At 62.2% G+C, this 25,833-nt stretch carries 30 protein-coding genes; 15 read left to right on the forward strand and 15 right to left on the reverse strand.

Annotated elements, in window-relative coordinates; translation table 11 throughout:
• Positions 1–77: 77 nt before the first annotated feature.
• Positions 78–998, reverse strand: a complete 921-nt coding sequence (locus tag ASE71_RS08715) for an alpha/beta hydrolase (RefSeq protein ID WP_060539244.1) — start codon at positions 996–998, stop codon at positions 78–80.
• Positions 999–1,210: 212 nt separating this feature from the next.
• On the opposite strand from ASE71_RS08715, the gene parE reads away from it, so the two are divergent.
• Positions 1,211–3,271 (forward strand): DNA topoisomerase IV subunit B, encoded by a 2,061-nt coding sequence (parE, locus tag ASE71_RS08720; RefSeq protein ID WP_034795915.1) that lies wholly within the window; start codon positions 1,211–1,213, stop codon positions 3,269–3,271.
• 99 nt (positions 3,272–3,370) lie between these two features.
• Here parE and ASE71_RS08725 read toward each other — a convergent pair whose 3' ends face one another.
• Entirely contained in the window at positions 3,371–3,838 is a 468-nt protein-coding gene (locus tag ASE71_RS08725; RefSeq protein ID WP_060516863.1) for a GNAT family N-acetyltransferase, read from the reverse strand.
• 221 nt (positions 3,839–4,059) lie between these two features.
• Here ASE71_RS08725 and ASE71_RS08730 point away from each other — a divergent pair, with 221 nt between their 5' ends.
• Complete coding sequence (locus tag ASE71_RS08730; protein ID WP_060516861.1) at positions 4,060–4,473, forward strand: hypothetical protein; 414 nt, start codon at positions 4,060–4,062, stop codon at positions 4,471–4,473.
• A gap of 128 nt (positions 4,474–4,601) precedes the next feature.
• Positions 4,602–4,802, forward strand: coding sequence for a hypothetical protein (locus ASE71_RS36870; protein WP_244496858.1), 201 nt, complete (start codon positions 4,602–4,604; stop codon positions 4,800–4,802).
• Here the strand turns inward: ASE71_RS36870 and ASE71_RS08735 are convergent.
• The gene (locus ASE71_RS08735; protein WP_244496859.1) at positions 4,799–5,506 is read right to left on the reverse strand and encodes an NAD-dependent epimerase/dehydratase family protein; all 708 of its coding nucleotides are present in this window, start codon (positions 5,504–5,506) and stop codon (positions 4,799–4,801) included. The two genes, ASE71_RS36870 and ASE71_RS08735, sit on opposite strands and share 4 nt — an antisense overlap.
• A gap of 30 nt (positions 5,507–5,536) precedes the next feature.
• On the reverse strand, positions 5,537–6,673 hold the full coding sequence (locus ASE71_RS08740) for a DUF2336 domain-containing protein (protein WP_060516859.1): 1,137 nt from the start codon (positions 6,671–6,673) through the stop codon (positions 5,537–5,539).
• A 74-nt stretch (positions 6,674–6,747) separates the two neighbouring features.
• Here ASE71_RS08740 and ASE71_RS08745 point away from each other — a divergent pair, with 74 nt between their 5' ends.
• A complete protein-coding gene (locus ASE71_RS08745; RefSeq protein ID WP_060516857.1) occupies positions 6,748–7,446 on the forward strand; it encodes a hypothetical protein in 699 nt (232 codons plus the stop codon).
• 22 nt (positions 7,447–7,468) lie between these two features.
• Here ASE71_RS08745 and ASE71_RS08750 read toward each other — a convergent pair whose 3' ends face one another.
• Entirely contained in the window at positions 7,469–8,071 is a 603-nt protein-coding gene (locus ASE71_RS08750) for a flavin reductase family protein (protein WP_034795932.1), read from the reverse strand.
• Positions 8,071–8,655: a nitroreductase gene (locus ASE71_RS08755; RefSeq protein ID WP_034795936.1), complete on the reverse strand. Its 585-nt coding sequence runs from the start codon at positions 8,653–8,655 to the stop codon at positions 8,071–8,073. Before ASE71_RS08755 ends, ASE71_RS08750 begins: the two co-directional genes overlap by 1 nt.
• 100 nt (positions 8,656–8,755) lie before the next feature.
• Between ASE71_RS08755 and ASE71_RS08760 the strand changes: the two genes are divergently transcribed.
• The gene (locus ASE71_RS08760) at positions 8,756–9,769 is read left to right on the forward strand and encodes a hypothetical protein (RefSeq protein ID WP_060516851.1); all 1,014 of its coding nucleotides are present in this window, start codon (positions 8,756–8,758) and stop codon (positions 9,767–9,769) included.
• 33 nt (positions 9,770–9,802) lie between these two features.
• On the opposite strand, the gene ASE71_RS08765 is transcribed toward ASE71_RS08760, so the two are convergent.
• The 6 genes from ASE71_RS08765 to ASE71_RS08790 form a co-directional block, all read right to left on the reverse strand.
• On the reverse strand, positions 9,803–10,642 hold the full coding sequence (locus ASE71_RS08765; RefSeq protein WP_060516850.1) for a lysophospholipid acyltransferase family protein: 840 nt from the start codon (positions 10,640–10,642) through the stop codon (positions 9,803–9,805).
• Between the two features lie 79 nt (positions 10,643–10,721).
• Entirely contained in the window at positions 10,722–12,704 is a 1,983-nt protein-coding gene (gene thrS, locus ASE71_RS08770; RefSeq protein ID WP_060516849.1) for a threonine--tRNA ligase, read from the reverse strand.
• A gap of 224 nt (positions 12,705–12,928) precedes the next feature.
• A complete protein-coding gene (locus ASE71_RS08775; protein ID WP_060517383.1) occupies positions 12,929–13,468 on the reverse strand; it encodes a DUF1697 domain-containing protein in 540 nt (179 codons plus the stop codon).
• An 11-nt stretch (positions 13,469–13,479) separates the two neighbouring features.
• Positions 13,480–13,908, reverse strand: coding sequence for a DUF2267 domain-containing protein (locus ASE71_RS08780; RefSeq protein WP_060516848.1), 429 nt, complete (start codon positions 13,906–13,908; stop codon positions 13,480–13,482).
• Positions 13,905–14,279, reverse strand: a complete 375-nt coding sequence (gene yidD / locus ASE71_RS08785) for a membrane protein insertion efficiency factor YidD (protein ID WP_060516847.1) — start codon at positions 14,277–14,279, stop codon at positions 13,905–13,907. The genes ASE71_RS08780 and yidD overlap by 4 nt, the downstream gene beginning before the upstream one ends.
• 1 nt (position 14,280) lies before the next feature.
• Complete coding sequence (locus ASE71_RS08790) at positions 14,281–14,727, reverse strand: iron-sulfur cluster assembly scaffold protein (protein ID WP_034795955.1); 447 nt, start codon at positions 14,725–14,727, stop codon at positions 14,281–14,283.
• A gap of 340 nt (positions 14,728–15,067) precedes the next feature.
• On the opposite strand from ASE71_RS08790, the gene folE reads away from it, so the two are divergent.
• The 3 genes from folE to ASE71_RS08805 all read left to right on the forward strand — a co-directional run bounded on the left by folE (position 15,068) and on the right by ASE71_RS08805 (position 17,520).
• The gene (gene folE / locus ASE71_RS08795; RefSeq protein ID WP_034795957.1) at positions 15,068–15,685 is read left to right on the forward strand and encodes a GTP cyclohydrolase I FolE; all 618 of its coding nucleotides are present in this window, start codon (positions 15,068–15,070) and stop codon (positions 15,683–15,685) included.
• 24 nt (positions 15,686–15,709) lie between these two features.
• Complete coding sequence (gene hisI, locus ASE71_RS08800; protein ID WP_060516845.1) at positions 15,710–16,162, forward strand: phosphoribosyl-AMP cyclohydrolase; 453 nt, start codon at positions 15,710–15,712, stop codon at positions 16,160–16,162.
• Positions 16,163–16,560: 398 nt separating this feature from the next.
• Complete coding sequence (locus ASE71_RS08805) at positions 16,561–17,520, forward strand: patatin-like phospholipase family protein (RefSeq protein WP_034795962.1); 960 nt, start codon at positions 16,561–16,563, stop codon at positions 17,518–17,520.
• A gap of 133 nt (positions 17,521–17,653) precedes the next feature.
• On the opposite strand, the gene ASE71_RS08810 is transcribed toward ASE71_RS08805, so the two are convergent.
• Positions 17,654–18,082, reverse strand: coding sequence for a CBS domain-containing protein (locus ASE71_RS08810; RefSeq protein ID WP_034795965.1), 429 nt, complete (start codon positions 18,080–18,082; stop codon positions 17,654–17,656).
• 261 nt (positions 18,083–18,343) lie between these two features.
• The gene (locus ASE71_RS08815; protein ID WP_060516843.1) at positions 18,344–19,075 is read right to left on the reverse strand and encodes a rhomboid family intramembrane serine protease; all 732 of its coding nucleotides are present in this window, start codon (positions 19,073–19,075) and stop codon (positions 18,344–18,346) included.
• A 367-nt stretch (positions 19,076–19,442) separates the two neighbouring features.
• Between ASE71_RS08815 and ASE71_RS08820 the strand changes: the two genes are divergently transcribed.
• The 7 genes from ASE71_RS08820 (at position 19,443) to ASE71_RS08845 (ending at position 25,174) form a co-directional block, all read left to right on the forward strand.
• Positions 19,443–20,072, forward strand: a complete 630-nt coding sequence (locus tag ASE71_RS08820; RefSeq protein WP_244497360.1) for a PAS domain-containing protein — start codon at positions 19,443–19,445, stop codon at positions 20,070–20,072.
• Between the two features lie 109 nt (positions 20,073–20,181).
• The gene (locus tag ASE71_RS08825; RefSeq protein ID WP_034795971.1) at positions 20,182–20,790 is read left to right on the forward strand and encodes a PilZ domain-containing protein; all 609 of its coding nucleotides are present in this window, start codon (positions 20,182–20,184) and stop codon (positions 20,788–20,790) included.
• A gap of 217 nt (positions 20,791–21,007) precedes the next feature.
• Positions 21,008–21,265 (forward strand): hypothetical protein, encoded by a 258-nt coding sequence (locus ASE71_RS35680; protein WP_156400714.1) that lies wholly within the window; start codon positions 21,008–21,010, stop codon positions 21,263–21,265.
• A gap of 219 nt (positions 21,266–21,484) precedes the next feature.
• Entirely contained in the window at positions 21,485–22,093 is a 609-nt protein-coding gene (locus tag ASE71_RS08830; protein ID WP_034795974.1) for a transglutaminase-like cysteine peptidase, read from the forward strand.
• 286 nt (positions 22,094–22,379) lie between these two features.
• The gene (locus tag ASE71_RS08835; protein WP_060516839.1) at positions 22,380–23,114 is read left to right on the forward strand and encodes a hypothetical protein; all 735 of its coding nucleotides are present in this window, start codon (positions 22,380–22,382) and stop codon (positions 23,112–23,114) included.
• Positions 23,115–23,295: 181 nt separating this feature from the next.
• Positions 23,296–24,828 carry an SPOR domain-containing protein gene (locus ASE71_RS08840; RefSeq protein WP_060516837.1) on the forward strand — a complete coding sequence of 511 codons (1,533 nt, stop codon included), beginning with the start codon at positions 23,296–23,298 and terminating at the stop codon, positions 24,826–24,828.
• A 76-nt stretch (positions 24,829–24,904) separates the two neighbouring features.
• Positions 24,905–25,174 (forward strand): hypothetical protein, encoded by a 270-nt coding sequence (locus ASE71_RS08845; RefSeq protein WP_034795983.1) that lies wholly within the window; start codon positions 24,905–24,907, stop codon positions 25,172–25,174.
• Positions 25,175–25,355: 181 nt separating this feature from the next.
• Here the strand turns inward: ASE71_RS08845 and ASE71_RS08850 are convergent, their stop codons facing one another.
• On the reverse strand, positions 25,356–25,793 hold the full coding sequence (locus ASE71_RS08850) for a DUF1489 family protein (protein WP_034795986.1): 438 nt from the start codon (positions 25,791–25,793) through the stop codon (positions 25,356–25,358).
• Positions 25,794–25,833 lie beyond the last annotated feature (40 nt).

Here is a 25,833-nt window from a genome sequence, read left to right on the forward strand (position 1 = left end):
CACACGCTAGGCCTTAGGCTCTTGTTTTGATGCATGTCGCTGCCGCAAAACCGCTGCACACTTTTGCGCGACATGCATTAGCGGCTGCCGATCCAGTTCAGCGCATCGCGCCAGTCGGTCATGCGCACTGGCGTTCCGTGCGAGCCGGTTTCGAAAAGCACGAAGCGCGTCGGATAGCCCTTGGCCTTGAGAGAGCGATAGAGCGCCTTCTGGCCTTCGGCGGGATAGACGCTGTCACGGCTTCCATGGCTGAAGAACATCGGCAGCTTCGCCTTGTAGGCGGCACTTTTCGTGAAGTCCGGATCACTGACGCCGCCCATGACCATCATGCCGGAGAGTGCTGCGACGGCGGAGGCGTCGCGAGAGACACCCCAGCAGATGAAGCTTCCCATCGAGGCGCAGGCGAGCACGACCGGACGGCCTCCGGAACGTTCGGACGCGTATCGAACCAGGCCGGCGATATCGGCGGCACCTGCCGTATCGAAGGACCGGACGCTCGGGGCGTAATAGACGCCGCCATTTGCGACGGCGAGGTTCTTCAGCCGGTTGAAGTTTCCACCGAAGGAAAAGTCGTTGGCACCGAGCCGACGGTCGCCGCCGCGGCCATGGATGAAGATGACCGAGAAGCCGGCGCCGCGATCGGGGCCGACACGGGTCACGTCGAGCGCGCGGCCACCGATATCGAGCGTTTCATTGGCCTGCTCGTTCTTCACGCCAAGCGACACATAGGCGCGCTTCACCCGGCGTTCGGGGATTTCGTCGCGTTCGTTGATATCCCGCAGTTCCTGGTAGTCGATCGTCAGATCGTCACCGCCATCCTCCTGGCCAAGCACCTTGGCATAGGAGAACAGATCGTCCTTGTAGGGCTTGAGCGTCTGCGCCTCTGCCGGCGAGGCGGCAATTGCCAAGGCCAGGGCGAACAGGCAGGCACGAAACGGAAAAACAACTGTGGACACGGCCAAATGACGGGCTCCCTCTTTCGCCGCAAGCCTTGCCATTGGCCGCACCGCAAAGCAACACTTGGCCCGAAACACGGCCGTTCGTGCGAAAAATCATCGGCGGCCGGCGCCAGAAATTCTCCTTTTGTTCGCGTATCCTGTGAGAGTCTGGCAGAATTCAGGTGATTCGACCGCCGGGGGATGGCGGCAGAGCCTGGGGCTTGCTATGGCCTCTGGCATTCCCGAACGACAGGAACGATCCGAACGGCCCCATGGACGACAACAGCGACCTCTTCTCAATGCCCGAGCAACCGAAGGCCGTACAGCCGAGCGCCAAGCCGGCCGTGGCTGCAGCCCCCATCGCGCGCGAAGAGCCGCGCCCTGCCCCGAAAGGCAGCGATGGCAGCGATTACGATGCGTCGGCGATCGAGGTGCTCGAGGGCCTTGAGCCGGTCCGTCGTCGTCCGGGCATGTATATCGGCGGCACCGACGAGAAGGCGCTCCACCATCTCTTTGCCGAAGTCATCGACAACTCGATGGACGAAGCGGTCGCCGGCCATGCGAACTTCATCGAGGTCCATCTCGACGCGGACGGGTTCCTGACGGTCACCGACAACGGCCGCGGCATCCCGGTCGAAAACCATCCGAAATTCCCCGGCAAGTCGACGCTCGAAGTCGTCATGACGGTGCTCCATGCCGGCGGCAAGTTCGATGGCAAGGCCTACGAGACCTCGGGCGGTCTGCACGGCGTCGGCGTTTCCGTCGTCAACGCGCTCTCCGACGCGCTCGAAGTCGAGGTCGCCCGCAATCGCAAGCTCTATCGCCAGCGCTTCTCCCGAGGCATTCCGCAGGGCGGGCTCGAGGAACTCGGCGACGTGCACAATCGCCGCGGCACGCGCGTCCGCTTCCATCCGGACCCGGATATTTTCGGACCGCACGCGCATTTCGAGCCCGGCCGGCTTTTCCGCATGGCGCGCTCGAAAGCCTATCTCTTCGGTGGCGTCGAGATCCGCTGGTCCTGCGATCCGTCATTGCTGCAGGAAGGTTCGGAGATCCCGGACAAGGCCGTCTTTCACTTCCCTGGCGGCCTGAAGGACTATCTGGCGGCGACGCTCGGCAAGGAATTCACCGTTACCCGCGAGATCTTTGCCGGCAAATCGGAGAAGGCCAACGGTCACGGTTCACTCGAATGGGCGGTCACTTGGTATGGCGGCGACCAGCAGGTTCATTCCTACTGCAACACGATTCCGACGCCTGAGGGCGGTACGCACGAGGCGGGCTTCCGCATCGCGCTGACCAAGGGACTGAAGAACTATGCCGAGCTGAAGCAGAACAAGCGTGCAGCGCTCATCACCACGGATGACGTGATGATCTCGGCCGCCGGAATGCTGTCGGTGTTCATCCGCGAACCGGAATTCGTCGGCCAGACCAAGGACAAACTAGCGACCGTCGAAGCACAACGCATCGTCGAAAATGCGCTGCGTGACCCCTTCGACCACTACCTTACCGACAATCCGGCCGAGGCCGACAAGCTGCTCGACTGGGTGGTCGAGCGCGCCGAGGAGCGCGTGCGCCGGCGCAAGGAAAAGGAAGTCAACCGCAAGACGGCCGTGCGCAAGCTGCGCCTGCCAGGCAAGCTTGCCGACTGCTCGCAGAACACCGCTGAAGGCGCCGAACTCTTCATCGTCGAAGGGGACTCAGCAGGCGGCTCGGCGAAGCAGGCGCGCAACCGCGCCAACCAGGCGATCCTGCCCTTGCGCGGCAAGATCCTCAACGTGGCGAGCGCCGGTCGCGAAAAGCTCGGCGCCAACCAGCAGATTGCCGACCTCATCCAGGCGCTTGGCTGCGGCACCCGCAGCAAGTACCGGGAAGAGGATCTGCGCTACGAGCGCATCGTCGTCATGACCGACGCCGACGTCGACGGCGCACATATCGCCTCGCTGCTGATCACCTTCTTCTATCAGGAGATGCCCGAACTGATCCGCGGCGGTCACCTCTATCTCGCCGTGCCGCCGCTCTATCGCATCAGCCAGGGCGCAAGGACGCTCTATGCCCGCGACGACGCGCACCGCGAGGAGCTGATGCGCACCGAGTTTGCCGGTCGCGGCAAGGTCGAGATCGGCCGCTTCAAAGGTCTCGGCGAGATGCTGCCGGCGCAGCTCAAGGAAACGACGATGGATCCGAAGTTCCGCACGCTGCTCAAGGTCGAGATCGACGATGTCGATTTCGAGGGCACGCGCGAAGCGGTCGACAACCTGATGGGCACGAAGGCGGATGCCCGCTTCCGCTTCATCCAGGAGCGCGCTGTCTTTGCGGACAACCTGGACATCTGAGCCGGCTTTTTGCCGGCAAGCAGGATCACAATAATCCATACAGAAACGGCGGCTCACAGGCCGCCGTTTCTGTATTCAGGGTTTGAAGGCTGCTCGAGCTTACGCAACGTGAACGGGCTTCTCCATGAAGAGGCTCAGCGGATCCGGCTGATACTCCCCGAACGGCGGGCGCTCGACGTAGCCGGCCGCCTTGTAAAGGCCGATCGCTTCGGGCTGATAGATGCCTGTTTCGAGGCGGATTGCCACCAGTCCGAGTTGCGCCGCGCGCGACTCCAGCGCCTGCAGCAACAACTTGCCGACCCTCAGCCCCCTCGCCCCGGGATCGACGAACATGCGCTTGATTTCCGCCGTCCCGTCACCGGCATCGACCAGAGCGCAGCAGCCGACGATATCGCCGTCACGCCGTGCGACGAAGAACGATGTCTCCGGCTTTTCCAGGCTCGACAGATCGACCATGTGATTGCTCTCGGCGGGGTAGAGCGAGGCGGCGTGGGCGTCGGAGAGTTCCAGGAGACGCAGAACTTCAGCTTGGCGCGGCGTCTCCTGGGCTATGATTACGGCAGGCAATCGAGTCGTCCTTTTCATTCAGGCGTGGTTTTGCGCCAAGCTACCGCTGCACGTCGGCCGGACCAATACGTCAAATGGCGCAGGCTCGCGTGCCTCACCATCAATCCGCCTAACAGGCTGAAACAATTTGTTCCGCGCTGCCGGCAACATCGCCCTATTTCGAGGAGAATCATGCAGGCATAGGTTGATCCACCACAACCTGCAAAGACGATGGGAATGCGATGCAAGCGGCGCTGATAGTCATGACCATTCTCGGCTGCGACCACGACGTCAGCCAATGCCAGTACATCTCGACGGTCAACGGCAGCTGGCCATCGATCGCGCAGTGCGACACGGCTTCGAACGCGCAACTGCCGAGGTTTTCCAATGCGAACTATCCGGTCGTCGTTGCGGTATGCGAGAGCTCGGCGCCCAGCGTCGCCGAAATCCCCGCGCCGCCACCCGGCGCCCAGCAGAACCAGGCGCTGCCCGTTCCGGCAGCGGAGCCGGAACCCGAGCAAGGATTGCCGAAACGCACGCTGGCTCTCCTGTCGGGCGCCATCCCCGATCGGGAGAAGCTGAAGACCATCGTCACGAAGCCGGTGCGCTATGTCGAAGATGGCTATTCCTGGGTCGCGCGCCGCTTTACCGACTGACGCGCCAAGCACGCCTCAGACGAGGCCGGCCGAAATCAGGCTGTTCGCCGAGACCACGACGGCCTCTTCGGCAGAGCGCGGCTGCCCCCGAGAACACGGCGCGCCTTTTCGTTGGAAATGCGGGGGTCATGCCCGAGTTCGCGCACGATGAGGCGCAGGCCCGCATCGAAGGGGGCGGCAAGCCCTGCCAGCCAATTGGGCAGCACGAACCTCGGAAGCCTGCCCGCATGTTCAGGGAACCTGCGCCGGAGGATGGCCGTGATATCCGCAAGGGAAAGCGCCTCTCCCGCAATCAGGAAACGCTCGCCTGCCGCTGCGGCGACGCTTAAGGCCTGCACATGCGCATCCGCCACGTCGCGGACGTCGACAACCGGCACGGCGAACTTCGGCAAGGCGGGATAGTTCCCCTTGAGCAGGTTTCGCACCACGGCGACGGATGTGCCGATCTCATGGCCAAGAACCGCCCGAGGACCATTCCGGGATTGATGACCACAAGCTCCAGGCCGCTGTCAGCCGCATAGTCCCAGGCCGCGCGTTCGGCGAAGGTCTTGGAGCGGTAGTAGGGTGTCGCAAGCGATGACTGCGGATCGGTCCAATCGTCCTCCGTAAACGGCGCGCGCCCTGCCCCGTAGATGACCGCGGCGACCGACGACGTGAGCACGACGCGTTTGGCACCGGCCGCATGGGCTGCCCTGAGCACACGCAGCGTGCCGTCACGGGCCGGCCCGATCAGGTCATCTTCATTGGCAGGCAAGCGAGCCGGAAATGGCGAGGCGATGTGGGCGACGTAAGAAACCTCGGCAAAGGCCTCAGCCCAGCCCCGCTCCTTCAGGAGATCCGCCTCTCCAAACGTCAGACGCGCGGCATCCGTACCACCGGCCGCGCGAATGGATCGCTCGATCTCCTCGGCGCGCCCGAGCGCGCGAACCGTGCCGTGCACAGGATAACCTTCGCGCAGCAAGGCGAGCGCGACGTGCCGTCCGACAAAACCGCCGATTCCGGTCACGGCAACGGTCGCGGTCCTCGCGTTCATGGGTCCATTCCTCGCTAAAACGGGTCGCGATCAGGCGGCCTGGCGTGCAGCAAGTTCCGCGTAGTCACGGGCCGACTGGCGCTCCTCGGCGAATGCCAGGCGCTCGAGCAAATCGATCATCGCTGCGTCGGTCGGCGATGTTGCCCGTCCACGTCGCAGGCGCACGAGCAGTTCGGCCGAGACCGTCGCGTGGCCGCCGATTGAACCCGGCCCGTCCTGACGCCACAGGAGGACCGCTGTCGCAAACGTCTCGCTGACGTCGCGGCCGAGCCCGGCGCTTTCGAACAGGGCACGGATCGAGTGGACGCGCCCACCGGACAGGATGGAGCGCACGCGTTTTTCGCTGACGCCGGAGAGGTCGACGATTGCGGCCGAGAAAAACTCTGCACGGCCGGTCACGAGCGCATGCAGCAGGAAGGCGGGCGTCAGGCGGCCGGTCTCGCGCAGATGCGTGACGAGGTCCGGCAGCTCCTCGACGGCTGTCGTTCCAACCATGCCGACGGCAGCGATATCGCAGGCTTCACGGGTGACCCGCTGCACGCGACCTTCTCCAATCGTCACCTGTACGAGGCCGAAGGCGGCAAGTGCTGCACCGACTTCTTCGACAAGCGCGTGGCGGGCGGCACTCGGCAGGTCGTCGCGCGCAAGAAGCAGGTCACGAACCGAAGCCGAATGGCCAAGACGCTCGGCAATGCGCTTCAGCGAACGGCGCGACAGAAGAGCGCCGGGGTTTTCGAGCAGGATCAGCATTTCGTCTTCGTCGCCGATTTCGGCGATCGCAGCGGCGACCCCGCGCGAAACGAAACTGCGCGCCGCGATCAGCGCGCGGGTCTCCAGCGTTCCCCGAGCCGCGAGGTCGACCAGGTCGTCGTCGGTCAGGACGGGAGAATGCGAAACGACGAGATAGGCAATTTCAGGCTGGTCCCCTGCAAGACCAAGAATGATGGCGCGCGGCACGGAAGAGCAACCGCAAAGGACTTCGGCCAAGGCAAGGCGAACTTTGGGCGACGGATCGTCCAGCAGAAAGGTCATCGCCATCTCGGCGGCGCGACGATCGAGGCCATTCAGTTGCGCATCGACATAGGCGCGGCCGAGCGCGCTGGCGGCGCGAATGCGTTCGCCTGTTCTCGCCGTTTCCACCCAGCGAAGAAATGCTTGTATGATCACCTACGCCCCACTAGACCACGCCAATGCCACCGATGTTCTGAGCCTAGCGAGCAAAGGTTTAAGATTGGTTCACCATGTCTGTTAACCGCCTCCAAACCATAAGGCCGCTGCTGTTTGCGGACGACGACGCGCTTAGCCTGGACGTGAGCGTTCTCAACACATTGGCTGGGCTGATCCTGACTGCCGGCCTCGGCCGCGAAACGCGTCTTGGCCTCGCCCGGATGGAAGGACGCGATCTCGCGCTGCTCGCCTGTGTGGAACCGGTCGGGCTGCTCCATGAAGACGACGTACACTGGCTGCTTGATAGCGGCATCGATGGCGTCGTGCTTACCGGATGCCGCGGCCGCGCGGACATACAGAAGCTCGACGTGATGCTGCGGGTTGCCGAAGCAAGGATTGGCCTTCCAGCCAATCGCACCCGGATTTACGCCGAATACGGCGCAGCACCCGAAGGCCTGCTGTCGCCGCACACACTGGCGGGGTGCTCGCAGCGACTGGAAGGATTGATCTTCAACGGCTCGGCGCTGGCAAAGGCAGTCGGCTGCAAGGAGCCGGCGAGTGCCGCGCATCAGGGCGTGGCCGCGCCCGTGCTCGCGGGTCGCGCCAATGTGGTGCTAAGGGCCCACGAGGCCGGCATCCGCGCCTATGAGGTGCTGCCGCCCACCGCCGATGCGGCAGCCACACGCTGGGCGCTTTCACAAAGCAGGAACGACGGATTCGCTTCGGTCGTCTGCCGCTCGCCCGAGCAAGCAGTCATCGCCGGCAGCGTATGACGCCCAGCCGGCGCGGTAACCGTCAGCGCGTCGGGCGGGTCATCTGGAAGACGTCACCGCCGTCGCAATAGTCCATGTAGCCGAGGCGGGCGAGCGGCTTGACCGTCGCCATGTCGAAACGGCCATCGCGGATCGCGTCTTCGCGAATGTGGATGCCGACGACCTGGCCGATGACGACGTAGTTGTCGGACAATGCACCATCCAGATCCTTGGGCTGGAACATCTCGGTCATCCGGCATTCGAGCGCGGCATAGGCTTCACCGACGAACGGCGCCCCAACCAGCGCGCCGTCGACCGGCGTCAATCCGGCGATCTCGAATTCGCTCTCGCCATGCGGCGCCGGGATCGACGTCTTGTTGATGGCGGCCGCCAGGTCACGGCTGGCGAAGCTCGCCGTGAACTCGCCGGTTGCCTCGATGTTGCGAACCGAATCCTTATAGCCGCTCGATGAAAACATCACGAGCTTCGGCCGGTCGCTGATGGCATTGAAGAAGGAATAGGGCGCGAGGTTCAGCGCGCCCTCGGCCGACCGCGTGCCAATCCAACCGATCGGCCGCGGCGAAACAATCGCCTTGAAAGGATCATGCGGCAGACCGTGACTGTTCGAGGTCGTATCGTAAAACATCAGGCTTCCTCGCCAACCCAGGTGACGATCTCGGCCAGCTCCGGCCGCGGCCGCTCCGTCGGTGGCACCATGGCGGTACCGATATGGATGAAGCCGGCAATTTTCTCGCCCGGCTTCACGCCCAGCAGCGGATAGGCGCGCTCGTCGAAAGCATACCACTCGGTCAGCCAGTTGGATGCGTAACCGAGGGCGTTGGCGGCCATCAGCAGGTTGAGGCAGACGGCACCAGCGGACATGACCTGTTCCCATTCCGGGATCTTGAAATGCGGCGCGGCGGTGCTGACGACGGCAACGACCACAGGCGCACGCGACAGGCGGGTTTCCTCCACCTTGATCATCTCTTCCGACAGATCCGGCTTCAGCTCAAGCGCCATTGCCTTCAGCTTGGCGCTGATGCGTACCCTCTCCTCGCCGCGATAGACGATGAAGCGCCAGGGCGCGAGTTTGCCGTGGTCCGGCACGCGCGAAGCAAGCTTCAGCATTTCCTCGACCTCGGCCTTGCCGGGACCGGGACCTCCCATCTGGAAAGCGGGGATGGAGCGACGGGACGTCAGGTAGTCGACGAGCTTAATTTCGGTTTTCATGTCAGATGAATTCCACTAATTTGCCGCCCCACAGGCAGCCACGAAAATGCCATACCGGCGTCCCAAGTGGAGTCACTCAGTCAGGAAGTCAACTGTTCTCATGCGTGCACTCTCTCGTATTTTCCTTCAGACCGGTCTTGCGATCCTTGTCGCCGGCACCGCTACGGGAAATGTGTTCGCAGAGGATGCGACCCAGGCGTTTGAAAGTTTCCCCTCGATCGCCGGCCCGCGCAAGATGCCGAAGCTGACGGGCTTCAGCCCGATGACATCGGATCCGCTGGCGGACGGCACGCTGAAGGATATCAAGCTCGAGGCGCTGCTGACCGAAAAAGGCGGCCCAGTGGAGGCTGGGCTCACCTGGCGTGTGTTCAGCCCGATCCCCGGAAGCGACGGCAAGCTGCCGCTTCTCGCAACGTCGGAAGGCGGCTCGACAGCGTTCAATCTGGTGCCGGGCGAATATTTCGTCAATGTCTCCTTCGGACGCGCCTCGGCCACGCGCAAGGTCCGCGTGCCGGAGCAAGGTGCGCTCGACAAGCAGGTGCTGGTGCTTGATGCCGGCGGCATGAAGCTCAATGCCGTCTCCGGCAGCGACGTGCGCATCCCACCGGCCGAACTCAGCTTCGACGTCTATTCCGCCGACACCAAGAGCGACGGCGAACGGGCGCTCATTGTCGAGGACGTCAAGCCGAACACGGTGGTCCGGCTGGGTGCCGGAACCTATCACGTGACCTCCAGCTATGGCGGCACGACCAACGCCTCGACCGCGGCAGACATCCAGGTCGAAGCGGGCAAGCTGACCGAAGCAACCATGCAGCACCGCGCCGCCAAGCTCACGCTCAAGCTGGTTTCGGAACCGGGCGGCGAAGCGATCGCCAACACCGCCTGGACGATCCTCACCTCCGCCGGCGATACGGTGAGCGAAGCCAACGGCGCCTTCCCGACGCAGGTTCTGCTCGAAGGCAGCTATTCCGCCGTGGCGCGCTACAAGGACAAGATCTACGAGCGCGACTTCACCGTGAAGGCCGGCGTCAACATGGACGTGGAAGTGCTGCTCAGCAGCGGCGGCAACAATGCGAACACCAATGCGAGCGTTGTGTCGGAAGCACAGGACTGAGCTTCGACGTGACGGAACGCAGTTGACCTAACGTCAGCCTGCCCGTCGCATGAACCGCCGACGCGGCGGCGCCATGGAAAAGACCGCTTCATAGATGCGCGCCAAAAGGTCCTTGCGATCACCACAGGCACCGAGATCTTCGGGCGTGAGAACGCCGCCGATGCGCGCCGCGATCGTCGTTCCCGACAGACGCCGGAATTCGCGGATCAAGAGCGACAGTCTCAGCGTCAGTGAAATCTTGCTCGCCAGATGGAAGAACGGCCCGTTCTGTCCTTCGAAGTAGATCGGGATCACGCTCGCCCGCGCCGCCTGAATGAGCTTTGCCGGAAAGATCTTCCACGGCAGGTCCTCGGCCCGGCCGAAACCCTTCGGCGCGGTCGCCACGCCGCCGGCCGGGAAGATGACGATGGTCACGCCTTCCTTGAGCAGTCGCAGCGCCTCATGGCGCGTCGCCATGTTGACCGCTAGCGCCTCCTTCGTCTCTTCGAACGATACCGGCAGCGAGTAAGGCGCCATTTCCGGCACCTTCAGCAGTTCGTTGTTGATGAGGACGCGGAAGGGACGGCCGAGCTGTTCGGCAAGCGCCAGCACGGCGATGCCGTCGCCGATGCCGAAAGGATGATTGGCAATGATGACGATCGGCGTATCGGGCAGGTTCCGCGGCGGCCACTCGCCTTTTGTCTGCAGCGTCACATCGATGAGCTGCAACATCTCCCCGAAGACGCGCTCGCTCTTGCCGACGATGTCGGACCGCCAGCGCGTATAAAGCTTGGCATAGCGGTTGCGGCCCGACAGGCCTTCCATGGAGCGAATGAACCAGCGCTTCAGGCGCCGGTCGTTCTCATTGGCGTAGGACAGCTCTTTGAACTGCACGGAAATCTCCGATGGATACGATCTTATCCGGATATTCCGCTAATATGACAGTTTGCTGACAAAGCAAGTGCTCGGGGTCTCAACCCCGAGCTTTCTTTTCTGCCTTGCGCTTGAGATCCGGCGCCATGGCTTCGAGCGCAAGCGATGCAATCGCCTCGTCGAGCGACATGGCGGTCTGGGCCTGCGAGCCCAGACGGCGGATGTTGACCGAGCGCTCTTCGGCTTCGCGCTTGCCGCAGACCACGATGACCGGAACCTTCGTGACCGAATGTTCGCGGACCTTGTAGTTGATCTTCTCGTTGCGGAAGTCGGTCTCTACAGTCAGCCCTGCGTCACGCAGGAGTTCGGCAACCTCGCGACCGTAGTCGTCGGCTTCCGAAGTGATCGTCGCGACGACGACCTGCAGCGGCGAAACCCAGAGCGGCATGTGGCCGGCGAAGTTCTCGATCAGGATGCCGAGGAAGCGTTCCATCGAGCCGCAGATCGCGCGGTGGATCATCACCGGCTGACGCTTTTCGGATTCCTTGTCGATGTAGAAGGCACCGAAACGCTCCGGCAGGTTGAAGTCGACCTGGGTCGTGCCGCACTGCCATTCGCGACCGATCGCGTCCTTCAGCGTGTACTCGAACTTCGGACCGTAGAAGGCGCCCTCGCCCGGCAGAATGCCGGTCTTGATTCGGCCTTCCGACTGCGCCTCGATCGTCTTCAAGACGTCCGTCATCACGCTTTCGGCGCGATCCCAGAGCTCGTCGGAACCGACGCGCTTGTCCGGACGGGTGGAGAGCTTGACCACGACTTCCTTGAAGCCGAAGTCCTCGTAGACCGAGAGGATGAGGTCGTTGATGCGCAGGCATTCTTCCGCCATCTGCTCGTCAGTGCAGAAGACATGCGCGTCGTCCTGGGTGAAGCCGCGCACGCGCATCAGCCCGTGCAGGGCGCCCGACGGCTCGTAGCGATGAACGTTGCCGAACTCGGCGAGGCGCACCGGCAGTTCGCGATAGGACTTCAGGCCATGCTTGAAGATCTGGATATGGCCCGGGCAGTTCATCGGCTTCAGCGCAAAGATGCGCTCGTCGTCGGTCTCGTCACCGGCAACGGTCACCTTGAACATGTTGTCCCGGTACCAGCCCCAGTGACCCGAGGTTTCCCAGAGCGACTTGTCGAGCACCTGCGGCGCGTTGACTTCCTGATAGGTGTTGGCGAGCCGGCGACGCATATAGGCAACCAGCGTCTGGAACATGCGCCAGCCCTTGCCATGCCAGAAGACGACGCCCGGGCCTTCTTCCTGGAAATGGAACAGGTCCATTTCGCGGCCGAGGCGACGGTGGTCGCGCTTTTCGGCTTCAGCGAGCACGTGCAGGTACTGGTCGAGCTCTTCCTGGGTGTGCCAGGCGGTGCCGTAAATGCGGGTCAGCATCGCGTTGTTGCTGTCGCCGCGCCAATAGGCGCCGGCCACCTTCATCAGCTTGAAGGCGGTGCCGATCTGGCCGGTCGAGGCCATGTGCGGGCCGCGGCAAAGATCGAACCAGTCGCCCTGATAGTAGATCTTGAGATCCTGCCCTTCGGGGATCGCGTCGACGAGTTCGACCTTGTAGGCCTCGCCCTTGTCGGCAAACACCTGGCGGGCCTTATCGCGCGACCAGACTTCCTTGGTGAAAGGCTTGTTGCGGGCGATGATCTCCTTCATCCGCTTTTCAATGAGCGGCAGGTCGTCGGGCGTGAAGGGCTCGTTGCGGGCAAAGTCGTAATAGAAGCCGTTGTCGATGACCGGGCCGATGGTCACCTGCGTTCCCGGCCACAGTTCCTGAACGGCCTCCGCCATCACGTGCGCGGCATCGTGGCGGATCAGTTCGAGCGAGCGCTTGTCGTCACGAACGACGATTTCGAGGCGACCATTGGTCACCGGATCGGACAGATCGCGCAGCTCGTCGTCGAGCGTGATCGCAACCGCCTTCTTGGCGAGCGACTTCGAAATCGATTCTGCCACGTCGCGGCCGGTCGTGCCGAAGGGATATTCGCGCACCGAGCCATCAGGAAATGTAAGGGAAACAGGATTCGACATAGTGATCTCCTATCCAGTCCCGCCAACGAATGCGGGTGGTATGGTTGACCGGCAAGGCCGGTGAATTGACGATACAGCGTCGCATCCGTCAGACGCGCAGAGATCGCTGTAGTGCTTTGGATTGCTGCGTGTTTTTCCCCGAGCCGGAGGACGACCCGCGGAAACACGCCGTAGCCTGATAAAGGGTTTTCGAAAGTGAGTAAAGGCAAAGGCTGCGGCGGACGCTAGCTGCGCAGCATCTCGCAAAGCCCCTTCACGGTGTTCCAGTTGCGGAACGTCCCGATGCCCAGCCGCTTGGTGGTCATGGCGCCGAGCAGCTTCGATTCGCTCGCCTTGCCCGGGAAATGCACCCAGAGATCGCCATCGACGATCGCCAGCCGCTCGCCGGCGGTGCAGTAGCGCCGAAGCCCTTCGAGCGCCGCTTCCGTCAAAGGTTCGCGCATCACCCGGACATGAACCTGCGTCGCGTCCGCCTCGCCCTCCTTATGGAAGGGATTGGCTGCGGCAAGCGTCTGCCAATCGGCGCCCGACCGGACAAGAATGTCGACGTGCCGGCCAAACGTCTCGGCAAAGGCCTTCTCAAGCGGCATTTCGAGGTTCCGAGTGGACGTTTGTCCGGTCTGAAACACCAGATTACCCGTTGCGACCAACGTCCGCGGCGCTTGATAGCCGAGCCCTTCCGCCATCTTCTTGAGGTCAGCCATGACGACCCGGCGGCCAGGCCCGAGAACGATGCTGTAAAGCAAGGCGACGTAGCTGTTCATCATTCCCCTTGTTAGGCGCGCCAGAAATCCGCTGCGCCCGCCGGCAGCCGGGCGAGCACCCGGTCGAGTTTCGCCTCGTCGATGTTGCGACGCAAGGCGCCAGCGACGTCTGCAATGGCGCTGTCCGGGGAAATATTGTGATCCGGGCGCAGCGCCTGTACCTCGCGGGTCATGGCGATACGACCCGAAAACGGGAGCCGCGGCTCTTCAAGGTCCCACTCGGCAACGAAGATCGCCCGGATGACAGGCGGCAGGATGTCGGCAAACAGAATGGCATCCTCGATATCGAGCCGGCGCCGAAACGTCTGCAGTACCGCCTGGACCATCGTATAGGCCTGGTTCGTCGTCTGCAGCCCGGCCAAGTCGCGGGCATCGAGAAGGAAGCGCTCGAAGTCTAAGGAAGCCTGACGATACTCCATCGGCATAGGCATGGCGGTCATCCAATCTTCGGCCGCGGCCGCCAAAAGCGCCACGGCGCGTACCATACGAGGCGCGGTTCAAGCCGCTCCGGCACGGGATCGAAACCATGCGTTCCGCCCGGCCCGCAGCGCGCCACGCGAAACAGCGTCATCCAGCCTCCGGCCCAGAAGCCATGGCGGGCAATCGCCTCATAGCCATATTCCGAACAGGTCGGCAGGTGTCGGCACGAATTGCCGATAAAGCTCGAAAGCGTGAGCTGATAGGCGCGGATGAGCGCCATGCCTAAGAGCCGCCCGGGGGTCTTGCGAAAGGGACCCGACCAGTTTCGGCCACGGACCGCTGACGCTGCCTTTTCATGTGCAGCGTGCCGGCAATTCGGTTCGCCGCACATCTCAGACGGCCGCGAGCAGTCGCCTGGCCTCGATCTGCTCGATGGCATCGACGACCGCATCGAAGGTTAGCATGGTCGATGCGTGGCGCGCCTTGTAGTCCTTCACCGGACGCAGGAAGCGCATGTCCTCGAAACGGCCCGAAGGCCCCTCACCGTCCGCTTTCAACATAGCCAGCATGTCTTCGCGCGCCTGGCGGATCTCCTCAGCACCGGCGCCGACGACATGGCGCGCCATGATCGAGGACGACGCCTGGCCGAGCGCGCAGGCTTTGACGTCATGGGCAAAATCGGTGACGACGTCGCCATCCATCTTCAGCCAGATATGCACCTTGGAGCCGCACAGCTTGGAATGCGCCGTCGCGTCCGCATCGGCATCGCCGAGCGTCCCGATACGGGGAATGTTGCCGGCGAATTCGAGAATTCGGCTGTTGTAGATGTCATCCATCATTTGACGCGATCCGACTGATTTTTCGCGGTTTTGAGTGATCGACGCATGATTTTCTCCGGTAGACGGGAAAAAAGCACGACGCGACACGCTCCGCCTCTTTCATCTCTGTGGCACCATACTATATGCTATGTCGTGTTGGGGCGACAGTTCCGCAAGAGGAACAATGTCGCCTGTTGTTTGGGAAACCGTGCCGGAAGGTCCAGTGCACTGCTAAGCCAGGACCGGAAAGCCCCGGAGCCCGCCAACGGAACCCAAGCCTGCAGGGTTAGGCGAATGGCCAGTGGCGAGTTGTCCGAAAGATAAAACGTCAAGCAATCCCGTATTGCTAAAAGAGGCCATTATGGATGCCATAGTGAAGAATTTTCCTGTGCTCGACGATGCGAGCGGCCGCCCCACCCAGAAGGAGGCCGAGGAAGCGGTGCGCGTTCTTTTGCGCTGGGCTGGCGAAGACCCGCAGCGCGAGGGGCTTTTGGATACGCCCGCGCGCGTGGCCAAGTCCTACCGCGAGCTTTTCAGCGGTTACGATCTGGCTGCCGAAGACGTGCTTGGCCGCACCTTCGAGGAGGTTGCCGGCTACGACGATATGGTGCTCGTCAAGGACATCCCGTTCTATTCGCATTGCGAGCACCACATGGTGCCTATCATCGGCAAGGCACATGTCGCCTACCTGCCGAACGGGCGCGTGCTCGGCCTGTCGAAGATCGCCCGCGTGGTCGATATTTACGGCCGCCGACTGCAGACGCAGGAATCGATGACGGCGCAGATCGCCAGGGCGATCGACGAATCGCTCGCCCCGCGTGGCGTTGCCGTGATGATCGAAGCCGAGCATATGTGCATGGCGATGCGCGGCGTGCAGAAGCAAGGCTCGACAACGCTGACGACCACATTTACGGGTACCTTCCAGACGGAACCGGCCGAGCAGGCGCGGTTCATGACGATGATCAGGGGCTTCAAGTAAGGCTCCGACAGACGGAGCCTTTCCATGACGCTCACCTTCGACGCTCCCTCCTCAGACAAGGCCGAACTGGAAACCGGTCCGGCCTTCACTCCCCGTTTTGATGAAAAGGGGCTGATCACCGCCGTCGTCACCGACGTCAGGGACGGCGAGTTGCTGATGGTCGCCCACATGAACGCGGAGGCCCTGGCCCTGACGATCGAGACCGGCGTGGCCCACTACTACAGCCGCTCGCGCAAGAGCCTCTGGAAGAAGGGCGAAAGCTCCGGGAACCTGCAGACAGTCAAGGAAATCCGCACCGATTGCGACCAGGATGCGATCTGGCTGAAGGTTTCCGTCGCCGGCCACGACGCGACCTGCCATACCGGCCGCCGCTCCTGTTTCTACCGCACCGTCGGCACCGAAGACGGCAAGGCCTCGGTCAAAATCACCGACGACCACAGGCACTTCGACCCCGCCGAGATCTATGATAAAAATTAAGCATCGCGCATCTTTTTGGCGCGGGTGCATGCTATATTTATATTTTGGAAACCAACCGGGCGCCTAATCCTTAAGCAGGGATGCGGCGCAATCGGAACGATCTCGTTCCAAACTGTATTGCAAACTGTATCCAATGTTTATCGGTCGTGCCGCAATCGTCGGTGGGATCGGTGATATACCTTAGACAAAGGTGCCAGTCTTTCAGCAATGAAGCGGACAAGGCCAGCACCGGCGCCGGCTTGGCGGAGCCTCCCCAGGACGCGCGCATGAAATTGCCTCTCTCCAGGATCAATCCCGACCCCTGGAAGTTTAGTCAGCGATGAATTGCCACAGCGACCTTCGCGCATTCTCATCGACGTGTCGCGCTGCGGAGTATTCGGCGGTGTTGGAGGTGCCGGATGTTGAATTGGACGTTTACGCGTAACAATCAGATTACGGATCTGTCCGGACCGGACGGAACATCGATTTCGACAACGCCACCTGAACCGGCGCCACCTCCGCAAAAACCGAAGATCGCAATCGCGCTTGGCGGCGGTGCCGCGCGCGGCTGGGCCCATATCGGCGTGCTGCGCGCGCTCGACGAAGAAGGCATCGAAGTCGGCATGATCGCCGGCACCTCGATCGGCGCGCTCGTCGGTGGCTGCTATCTTGCCGGCAAGCTCGACGAACTCGAAGCCTTCGCCCGCTCCCTCACCGTACGCCGGATCGCCGGCCTGCTTGATTTCGCCATCGGCGGCGGCGGCCTTTTCGGCGGCCTGCGGCTCACCAAGCGCATGCAGGAGCATCTGGAAGGCCTCAGCATCGAAGGCCTCGACAGGCCGTTCATTGCTGTTGCAACGGAAGTTCACAGCGGCCACGAGGTGTGGCTTGAAAAGGGATCGCTGATCACCGCGATCCGCGCCTCCTACGCCCTGCCCGGCATCTTCGAGCCGATTAAGGCGAATGGACGCTTGCTGATCGATGGCGCGCTCGTCAATCCGGTTCCGGTTTCGGTGTGCCGCGCCCATGAGCAGCAACTCGTCGTCGCGGTGAACCTCAACTACGATCTCTATGGCCGCTCGGCCGTCGTCAAACACAGCGCCGGCGCTGAATCCCTGGATGCGCCCGCCAAGGAAGCGCCGCACCAGTCGCGCCTCGGTATGACCAGCGTCATGGTCCAGGCCTTCAACATCATTCAGGATCGGATTTCCCGCGCCCGGCTTGCCGGCGACCCGCCGGACCTGGCGCTGCACCCGAAACTCAACGACATCGGTCTTTCGGAATTCCATCGCGCGGGCGAAGCCATCGATCGTGGCTACCACGAGGCAAAAGCGAGGCTGGTTGAAATTCGCCGCATGCAGGAAGTGCTCGTTCGCTGACGGAGCGTGCCCGACATGAAAGCCGCGATACGCAGCGGCGCACTTTGCCGGTCGCCCAGGGTGCATCCTGAACACACGGGTGCTTCGCGGCTCCCAGGGGATTAAGAGGGCGGCGCAATGCCGCCCTTTTCTCTCAGCCGGCGATATAGGCCTTGATCTGTTCGGTCTCGTGCTCGATGGCGCGGATGTGATGCTTGATCACGTCACCGATCGAGACGATGCCGGCAAGCTGGCCGTTCCTTTCCACCGGCAGGTGACGGGCCCTGAGCTTGCTCATCATTTCCATCAGGGTCTGAACCGACATGTCCTCGGTGCAGCAATAGACATTCTGCCACATGACCGCTGCCACCGGCCTTTCGAGACAGGTCGAACCCTGCTTGGCAATCGCCGCGACGATGTCGCGCTCGGTGAGGATGCCTGCGATCTGATCGTCCGCGTCGAGGATGACGACCGCACCGATATGATTGTCACGCAAGAGGATGGCAGCCTGTTGGACTGTCATCTGAGGGCCGACCGTTACGACATTCCGGCCCTTTTCATCGAGTATGGCTTTTACTGACATGCGCACATCTCCCGTTGCGACAACACCGGGTCGGCAGGGATAGGTCCAGCCATCTCACGTGCGGTACGGTCGGGCGATGGAACCTGTACCCTGGCCGCTTGCGAAAGCCGTCTCGCGTGCTCCTCAGACGCGGATGGCATTCGATTCCCGGCCTACACGGGTCGCCCAGTCTTTGGATCACGGGCGACCGTAACAAATGGTGCGCCAGCGCCTTGGGGAAATCAAGCGCTCACAAGCGCCGTCCGCCGATCTTTCGCTCCGTCAGTCACGCGGATCGAAAAGGCTGAAGAGCAGAAAGCCGAAGAGGAAGCCGCCGATATGCGCTTCCCAGGCGACACTGCCCGCTCCGCCGGGGGTAAACATGCCAAGGCCGATCAGGAAATTGGTCAGGAACCAGATACCGGCGAAGACCACGACCGAGCGGTTGGCCAGCGCCTCACCGACGTCGAGCCGGCGATTGAGATGGGCAAACTGCCGGCTGATGCGTCCGCTCGGCGAGAAGACGAAGCGCGCGGCAGCCCCCATGAATCCCGACACCACGCCGGAAGCGCCGACGACGACGATCATTTCCCCCCAGTGAAACGCCGTATGCAGCGCGACTGCGGCCGCCGCCGACAGGCACCAGAACACGGCGAGACGCCCCATGCCGATCCGTCGCACGACCGGCGCACCGAAGGCCACCATCCAGAAGATGTTGAAGATCAGATGCTCCCAGCTTCCATGCAGGAAGGAATAGGTGACGGGGCTCCACAGCCAGGCAAGCCCCTGCTCGGCCAATGGGTGATCGTAGCGGGCCGGGAGAAAGGCGAAGTTGAAGATGATCTCCTGATCGATCGCCGGCGGCAGCACGTAGGTTCGCAGAACATGGATTGCGATCAGAAACAGCAGGATGAAAGTCAGCCCCGCCGGCAGATTGAAGGCCGGCTCGCGCGCCGGGCTCGCGGCGCTGTCGCGCTCTGCTTCCGGTGGCGTCGCCGTCTGATCTCGTTCCATGGTTGCTGTATTCTCCTCTCAATGCGGCCCACACATTCCTGTGCGATCGCGGCGATGGCATGGCATCACCGGAATTAGGACTGGAGTTGGGGCGACCAGCCATAAGCAAACAAAAAAAGACCGTCCAGCAAAAACTGAACGGTCGCCAAGCTCAGATCCGAGCTCCAGTTCAAGTGCCGAAGACAACGCTTCGTAAAGTGATGTCCTCCCCTGCCAGTTGCGGCGGCGCACTGCAACGGAAACCGTTTGTTAACCTTAATTTCCGGCTGGCACGGTTTTCGCTCCTTAATCCTCAGAACCGAAATGCATGGCCGAAGATGTCTCGAACCGGGACACAACGGGCCGCAGGAATGGAATGAAAGAAGCGATGCGCAGCAATACGACGACGGAGCTTTTCCGATACTGGAACACCATTCGCGGGAAACGCGAGCTTCCGCGCCGCGACGAGCTTGAACCTTCCGACATCAGAACGCTGCTGCCGAACCTGTTCATTCTCGAGCGCGACCGCAATGCCGGCATCTCGTTTCGCCTGGCGGGAACCCAGGTGTGCGCCCTCTTCGGGCAGGAGCTGCGCGGGCGGCAATTCGGCATGCTCTGGCTCGGCAGCCAGGCGGCGAAAACGCAGCGCATCACCGGCCAGGTCATGACGCACCGTGTGCCGCTCGTGCTTTCGGCCAAGGGCCGTACCGCCGACGCGCGGGAAGTCGATATCGAAACCCTGCTTTTGCCGCTTGCCTCCAGCGAAGGCGAAAGTGACCGGGTCCTTGGCGCCCTCTCACCTCTTTCCCGCCCGTATTGGTTGCATGCAACCTCAATCGAATGTCTCGATGCGACGGGCATGAAGGTTCTTGACCCTGATCGGACCGCTGTTTTTCGCGACGAGGAAACCGAACGACAGAGCGATGCCTTTGCGAAATCGCCTGCCACCGGCGCATTTTCGCGCGAATTCCGCCAGTTCGGGCATCTCCGCATCCTCGAGGGCGGGCGCCGCGATTGATCGCGCCCACTGTCCCGAGATGATGTCAGGGACCAACCGGAGGACGAACCTTCTATTAACTTGAAAAGGCTAAGCTCCGCCAGCCAAGCTATGTCGCCACAGAGTCATCATGTTCTCGTTTCAGCACGCACAGAATACCGCTCCGAAACCGCACCACGAAGGTGCGTTCCAGCGCGTTTCCGTGAATCTGGCGGGGCGGCTGATGCTTGCCAATCGTGACGAGTTCGAGTGCACCGCCATCGACATGTCGCCCGGCGACGTCCTGCTTTCCTCGCCGGCCCAGCCGCGCGCGGGCGAACGCATCATCGCCTATGTCGATCACGTCGGTCGCCTCGAAGGCACGGTGTCTCGCATCGCCGATGGCGCTTTCGTCATCCAGCTCAACGCGACCGAGCGCAAGCGCGAGAAGCTCGCGGCCCAGCTCACCTGGATCGCCAACAAGCATGAGCTCGGCCTGCCCGAAGACCGCCGCCACGATCGCCTTGCGCCGCGCAAAACGGTAACCGAATTGACGCTCGACACCGGCGAGAAGTTCCCGTGCCGCATCATCGACCTTTCGCTGTCCGGTGCTGCCGTCGACATCGAGAACCGCCCGCCGATCGGAACCGCCATCCTCCTGGGAAATATGAAGGGCCGGATCGTCCGTCACTTCCAGGAAGGCTGCGCCATCGAGTTCTTGGGCATCCAGTCCCGTGAGGCACTGACCGAATTCCTCTAACGGCGCGCCTGCGCCGTCCTTCGGCTACCCGCCTTGCATTGAGCAACGCTCCTAGCCCCCATCTCCCGAACTGTCCTTCAGACATAAAACCGTCTTCGTGCTTCTTTTGTGCGGCAAAGAACCCCCGCTCCCACATCGCTCCGCTCGGCTACGCCCGAGAGAACGCGCTAAAGGCGTGCTCGCTTAGGCCCTACGTCCCCGAGCCCGAAGACACACGATGATCGGTGGCAACCGGAGCGGTATTCGCGAGCAGAAGCGCGCCGCATCCGCGCCTGGATCATTTCGAGACAAGTCCGGCGCCGCGATCAAAATGCTCTCGTCGTCCGCAAATATTTTTCCGGTGGAATTCAAGCGAAAACGCATATTTCAAGTCAAAACTCTCCTGAAGTGGCAAGTACAGACGCTGCAAAGACGCATCTCCTGCCGTGGCCGCGCCGCAGTTTTTGCACCGCCCAGTCGCTCGTTTCCCGCATAACCAAGCAAATACAGCGGGTTAAATGCTTAACAAATTACGTCTCCACCAGCGGGCGGAGCTAAAATCGATAAAATTTGATTCAAATTCGGTTCAAATACAAATAAAATTCTATTCTTGTTTTATTCTTATACGACTTTCATTTGTACTTGTTTTTAGCTCGCAAGTTCGCGAGCGATAAAAACGTCTGTGCCATTGTCGAACCATAACGGGGAGACAATCATGCTCAAGACAATCACCAAGCTGATCGCGGTTGCGGTCCTTTTCACCGGCGGCCTTTTCGGCACGGCTCAGGCGCTTCCGGCCAACATGGTCGTGACCGGCTCCACCAACCCGCCGATCGGCCACTACGAGTTCTGCAAGATCTATGCGTCGGAGTGCACCTCCAACGGCAAGGATGGCGGCCCGATGGTGCTGACCCGCGAAGGCTGGCAGAAAATTCTCGAGATCAACTACGACGTCAACCAGGCGATCACTCCGATGACCGACATGGAAATCCATGGCGTCGAAGAGAAGTGGTCCTATCCGGAAACCGTCGGCGATTGTGAAGACTACGTCCTCCTGAAGCGCCGCAAGCTGATCGAAAACGGCTTCTCCGCATCCGACCTGCTGATCACCGTCGTGCTGCAGCCGAATGGCGACGGCCATGCCGTCCTCACCGTTCGCACCGACCGCGGCGACTTCATCCTCGACAACATGCGCAACAAGGTGCTGCTGTGGTCGGATACCGAATACACCTACCTCAAGCGCCAATCGACCGAGCATTCCGGCCGCTGGGTCAAGCTTCAGGACGGCCGCACCGTTGCCGTCGGTAGCGTTCGCACACAGTAAGATCTGAAACACAGGCGAGCCGCCACCCGGCGGACGTCTCCCAACGGGCCTCGGTCAGTCCATTTTCCCCGTCCAGACCGAGCCTCGGCCGGTTCCGTGTCCCTCGGAACCGGCCGTTTTTTTATGCGGCCTTGTCTCCCCGGACGCACGCAGGCATAGGGCATTCATCGAAAGTTAACCGTCTTCGACCAGCGTCGGGCAAGCGGCGTCCGCCACACTTCGGTCCGCCGCCAACCAAGGGCTCGACACTCGACTTGGGCGCGGCCAACGCGACGGGACGGCCACCATGAGCAACGCTCCAAACGGGATAGACGAACCGGAACTCCGGCCGCTGCTGTCGGCCCGCTTCATCTACCGGGTGACGGCGGTCGTTGTTGTGCTCGCAGCCCTGACGGCGGCAATCGCGTTCGCGGGAAGATGGTTCGGCGAAAACCTGGCGCTGGCCGGTCACACCGCCAGCAGGGAGCCCTACGATATCTTCATCGGACAGGATCATCTGCGGCTGCCGGCGAACATGATCCGCTTCGAGGCCCAACGTGCCACCTCGATCGTCGGGCGTGTCGATGTCTACCTGACATGGCCCGGCCTTGAAGGTTACAGCGACGAAAATCGCGACCTCTTCAACGACGTCGACGCGCCTGAAAATCTGATCTTCCTGCAGATTTCGCAAAGCACGATGTCCCGCGACATGTCGGGTCGGGTGGAGCCGATCTACAAGCAGGTCTTCGACGGCACTCCATCCCCCGGGCCGAACGGACTGCTTTTACATGCGACCAAAGCTGCCTCCAGCTACGCAGGCGAAGTCTTTTATACTGCGGAGCGGACAGGCCAGGCGCCCTACGTGGTGCGCTGTCTGAAATCCGATGCGCAAACCATATCGACCAGCGCCGACTGCCAGCGCGACATTCATGCCGGCAAGGACCTCGTCGTGCTCTACCGCTTCGCCAATAAACTGTTGCCGCAATGGAAGGAAATCGACCACGCGATTACAGCTTTCATCAAAAGCCGAATCGTGCCCTGATTTCGTCCAACTGATGTGGTGCAGGCAGGCACCGCATCATTGCGCTACACCGGAATTGTCTTTGTACGAATGCGTCCGATTCCGGAAACCAATCATTCATCATAAACCGATTGGTAACGCTATGCCGATACTGTCTCGAGAACGGTCGTTCCCGGAGGCGGCGTCCGGACAACCCCATGACATGAGAATAAAGAGCAGCGTAGTGTCCCAAACCGGTTTTTTTGATCTCGCGAAGCGCCCGTTCGGCGCTCTTTCAAAGATGGTAAAGCGGGTCGTCCTGGCAGGCACCATTGCCTCGGTCGCCTTTGTGTTGCCCGGCTTTGCGGCGTCGACCTACGCCAATCCCAAATATTCGGGCATCGTCGTCGATGCCAAGACCGGCAAGGTCCTCTATGGCGAGGATGCCGACGAATTGCGCTATCCGGCGTCTCTCACCAAGATGATGACGCTCTACCTCACCTTCGAGGCGCTCGAAGCCGGTCGGATCAGCAAGTCCACGCAGATTCCCTTCTCGAAAAATGCGTCCGCGGAACCCCCGTCGAAGCTCGGCGTGCGCGCCGGCCAGTCGATCACCGTCGAACAGGCGATCCTTTCGCTCGTTACACGGTCGGCCAACGATGCCTCCACGGCACTTGGCGAGTATCTCGGCGGCTCCGAGCAACGCTTCGCCCGCATGATGACGAACAAGGCGCGCGCGCTCGGCATGACGCGCACGACGTACCGCAACGCCAACGGCCTGCCAAATCCGGAACAGCGCACGACCGCACGCGACCAGGCCCGCCTCGGGCTCGCGCTTCGCCAGCATTTCCCGCAGTATTACGACTACTTCTCCACGCGCAGCTTCCGCTTCGGCAAGCAGACCATCGGCAACCACAACCGCCTGCTCGGCAATGTGCGCGGCGTCGACGGCATCAAGACCGGCTACACGCGCGCTTCCGGCTTCAACCTCGTGACCTCGGCCCAGCTCGACGGCCGTAGCATCGTCGCCGTCGTCATGGGCGGCACCTCGGGCGCCAGCCGCGATGCACAGATGCGCCGCCTGGTCGCGAAGTACATGCCGGACGCATCGCGTCGCGGCAACGGCAACCTGATTGCCGAGACGAAGCCGACCCCCGTTCCGGCCGAAGAGACCCAGGTTGCAGCCGCAGCGCCCGTTGCCGAGACGCCGGTCGTCGCAGCCGTCGCCACTGGCCATGACTTGCCCAACACCGGTCCCGTTCCGGATTTCCGCTACAACGGCGAAAGCGCCAGCAGCGTGCAGATGGCCTATGCCGGCAACAAGCGTGCATCGGACAACCCTGTCCTTTCTCCGAAAATCGTTCCCAACACGCTCGACGCGCAGAGCCTGAAGCTTCGCCAGCCTGCGACCGCAGCGATGGTCGACACCCAGATCACCAATTCCGTGCCGAAGAAGGCAGAGGCTGTTGCCAAGGCAGAGCCTGCTGAAGTCGCAAAGGCCGAGCCGATGCCGGCGCAGCCGCAGGGCTGGGTGATCCAGATCGGTGCCACTCCGGACAAGGATCAGGCCATGACGCTGCTCGGCAACGCCAAGGACAAGGGTGGCAAGGCACTGCGCAACGCGCAGCCGTTCACCGTCGCCTTCGGCCAGGTATACCGCGCCCGCTTCGGCGGCTTCGATGACCAGAATTCGGCAGTCAACGCCTGCAAGGCCTTGAAGAAGAAAGGCATCTCCTGCTGGGCCAGCCAGCAGTAACGACGAAATTTGGCGGCCGGATGTGTTTGTTTTCCGGCCGCCTTCCTCGGATTTGTACAGCGTAACGAGGTTAAACATGGCAATGAACGAGAACGTTCCGGGTGTCACCCCGCTGCCGGGGCGACGGGCTAAACCGTCGCGCATCAATCTGCACCCCCTGCACGAGGCGGCCATGCGCATCGCCGATCTCGGCCTCAATCGATCAAAGGCCAAGACACGCGATCTCGTCGGCATGCTTTTGACGCACGGAGCTCGAGCCTGGCGCTCGACCCAGCCGCGCGCGGGCATCCACCTTCACGTGACGGCGCCAAACCGGCGCCATCCGCTGAAGATGCGGATCACCTGAACATTCACAGTTCGAAAGGCGGCCACGGCCGCCTTTTTGCTTTCTGGCTGGATGATGGTGCGGCCTCGGTAGGACCGTTTCGCGCGCGCAGAAGAGTGCGAAAGCAGGCGACACCTTCAAGGACGCGTTGGTTGCCGCTCGATTGCCAAGAGCTCAGCAAAATGCCCGCGGCATAGGACTTCTAGAGAAGCCCGAGTTCGGCCAGTTCGCGCCGCAGTTCGAGCGGCATCTCGGAGCCGCCGCCCGATAGCGACGCCAGGTCGCGCGGGGCGTCCTTGTCGGTCAGGTAACGCCATCCCTGAAACGCGCGACGCGGCTGCAGTTCGGTTTCGATCACTTCCGGGCCCAGCAGCAGATTACAACGGCCGATACCTTCGCCGTCGGTAAAGGTCTCGATGCCGATGAGCGGCTGGCGCGCCTGCACGCTGCCCTTGATCACCCAGTAGAGCGAGCCGCCTTCCAGCAACTCCTCCACGCGTTTGGGCACCATGCGCGTCGTGTGGAACGAATGCGGCTCGAGGCCGGCGGCCATGGCCGCCATCGCCTTGCGCGAAACCCATTCGCGCAGGTCCTCGATCGATTCCGCTCCGACGCAAAGCTTTATGAGATGTAGAGACATGGCTTTTTTTGAACACCCGTCCGGCCGTTGCGGTCAAGCG

This window comes from Ensifer sp. Root954, from assembly GCF_001429005.1.
Lineage (GTDB): Bacteria > Pseudomonadota > Alphaproteobacteria > Rhizobiales > Rhizobiaceae > Ensifer > Ensifer adhaerens.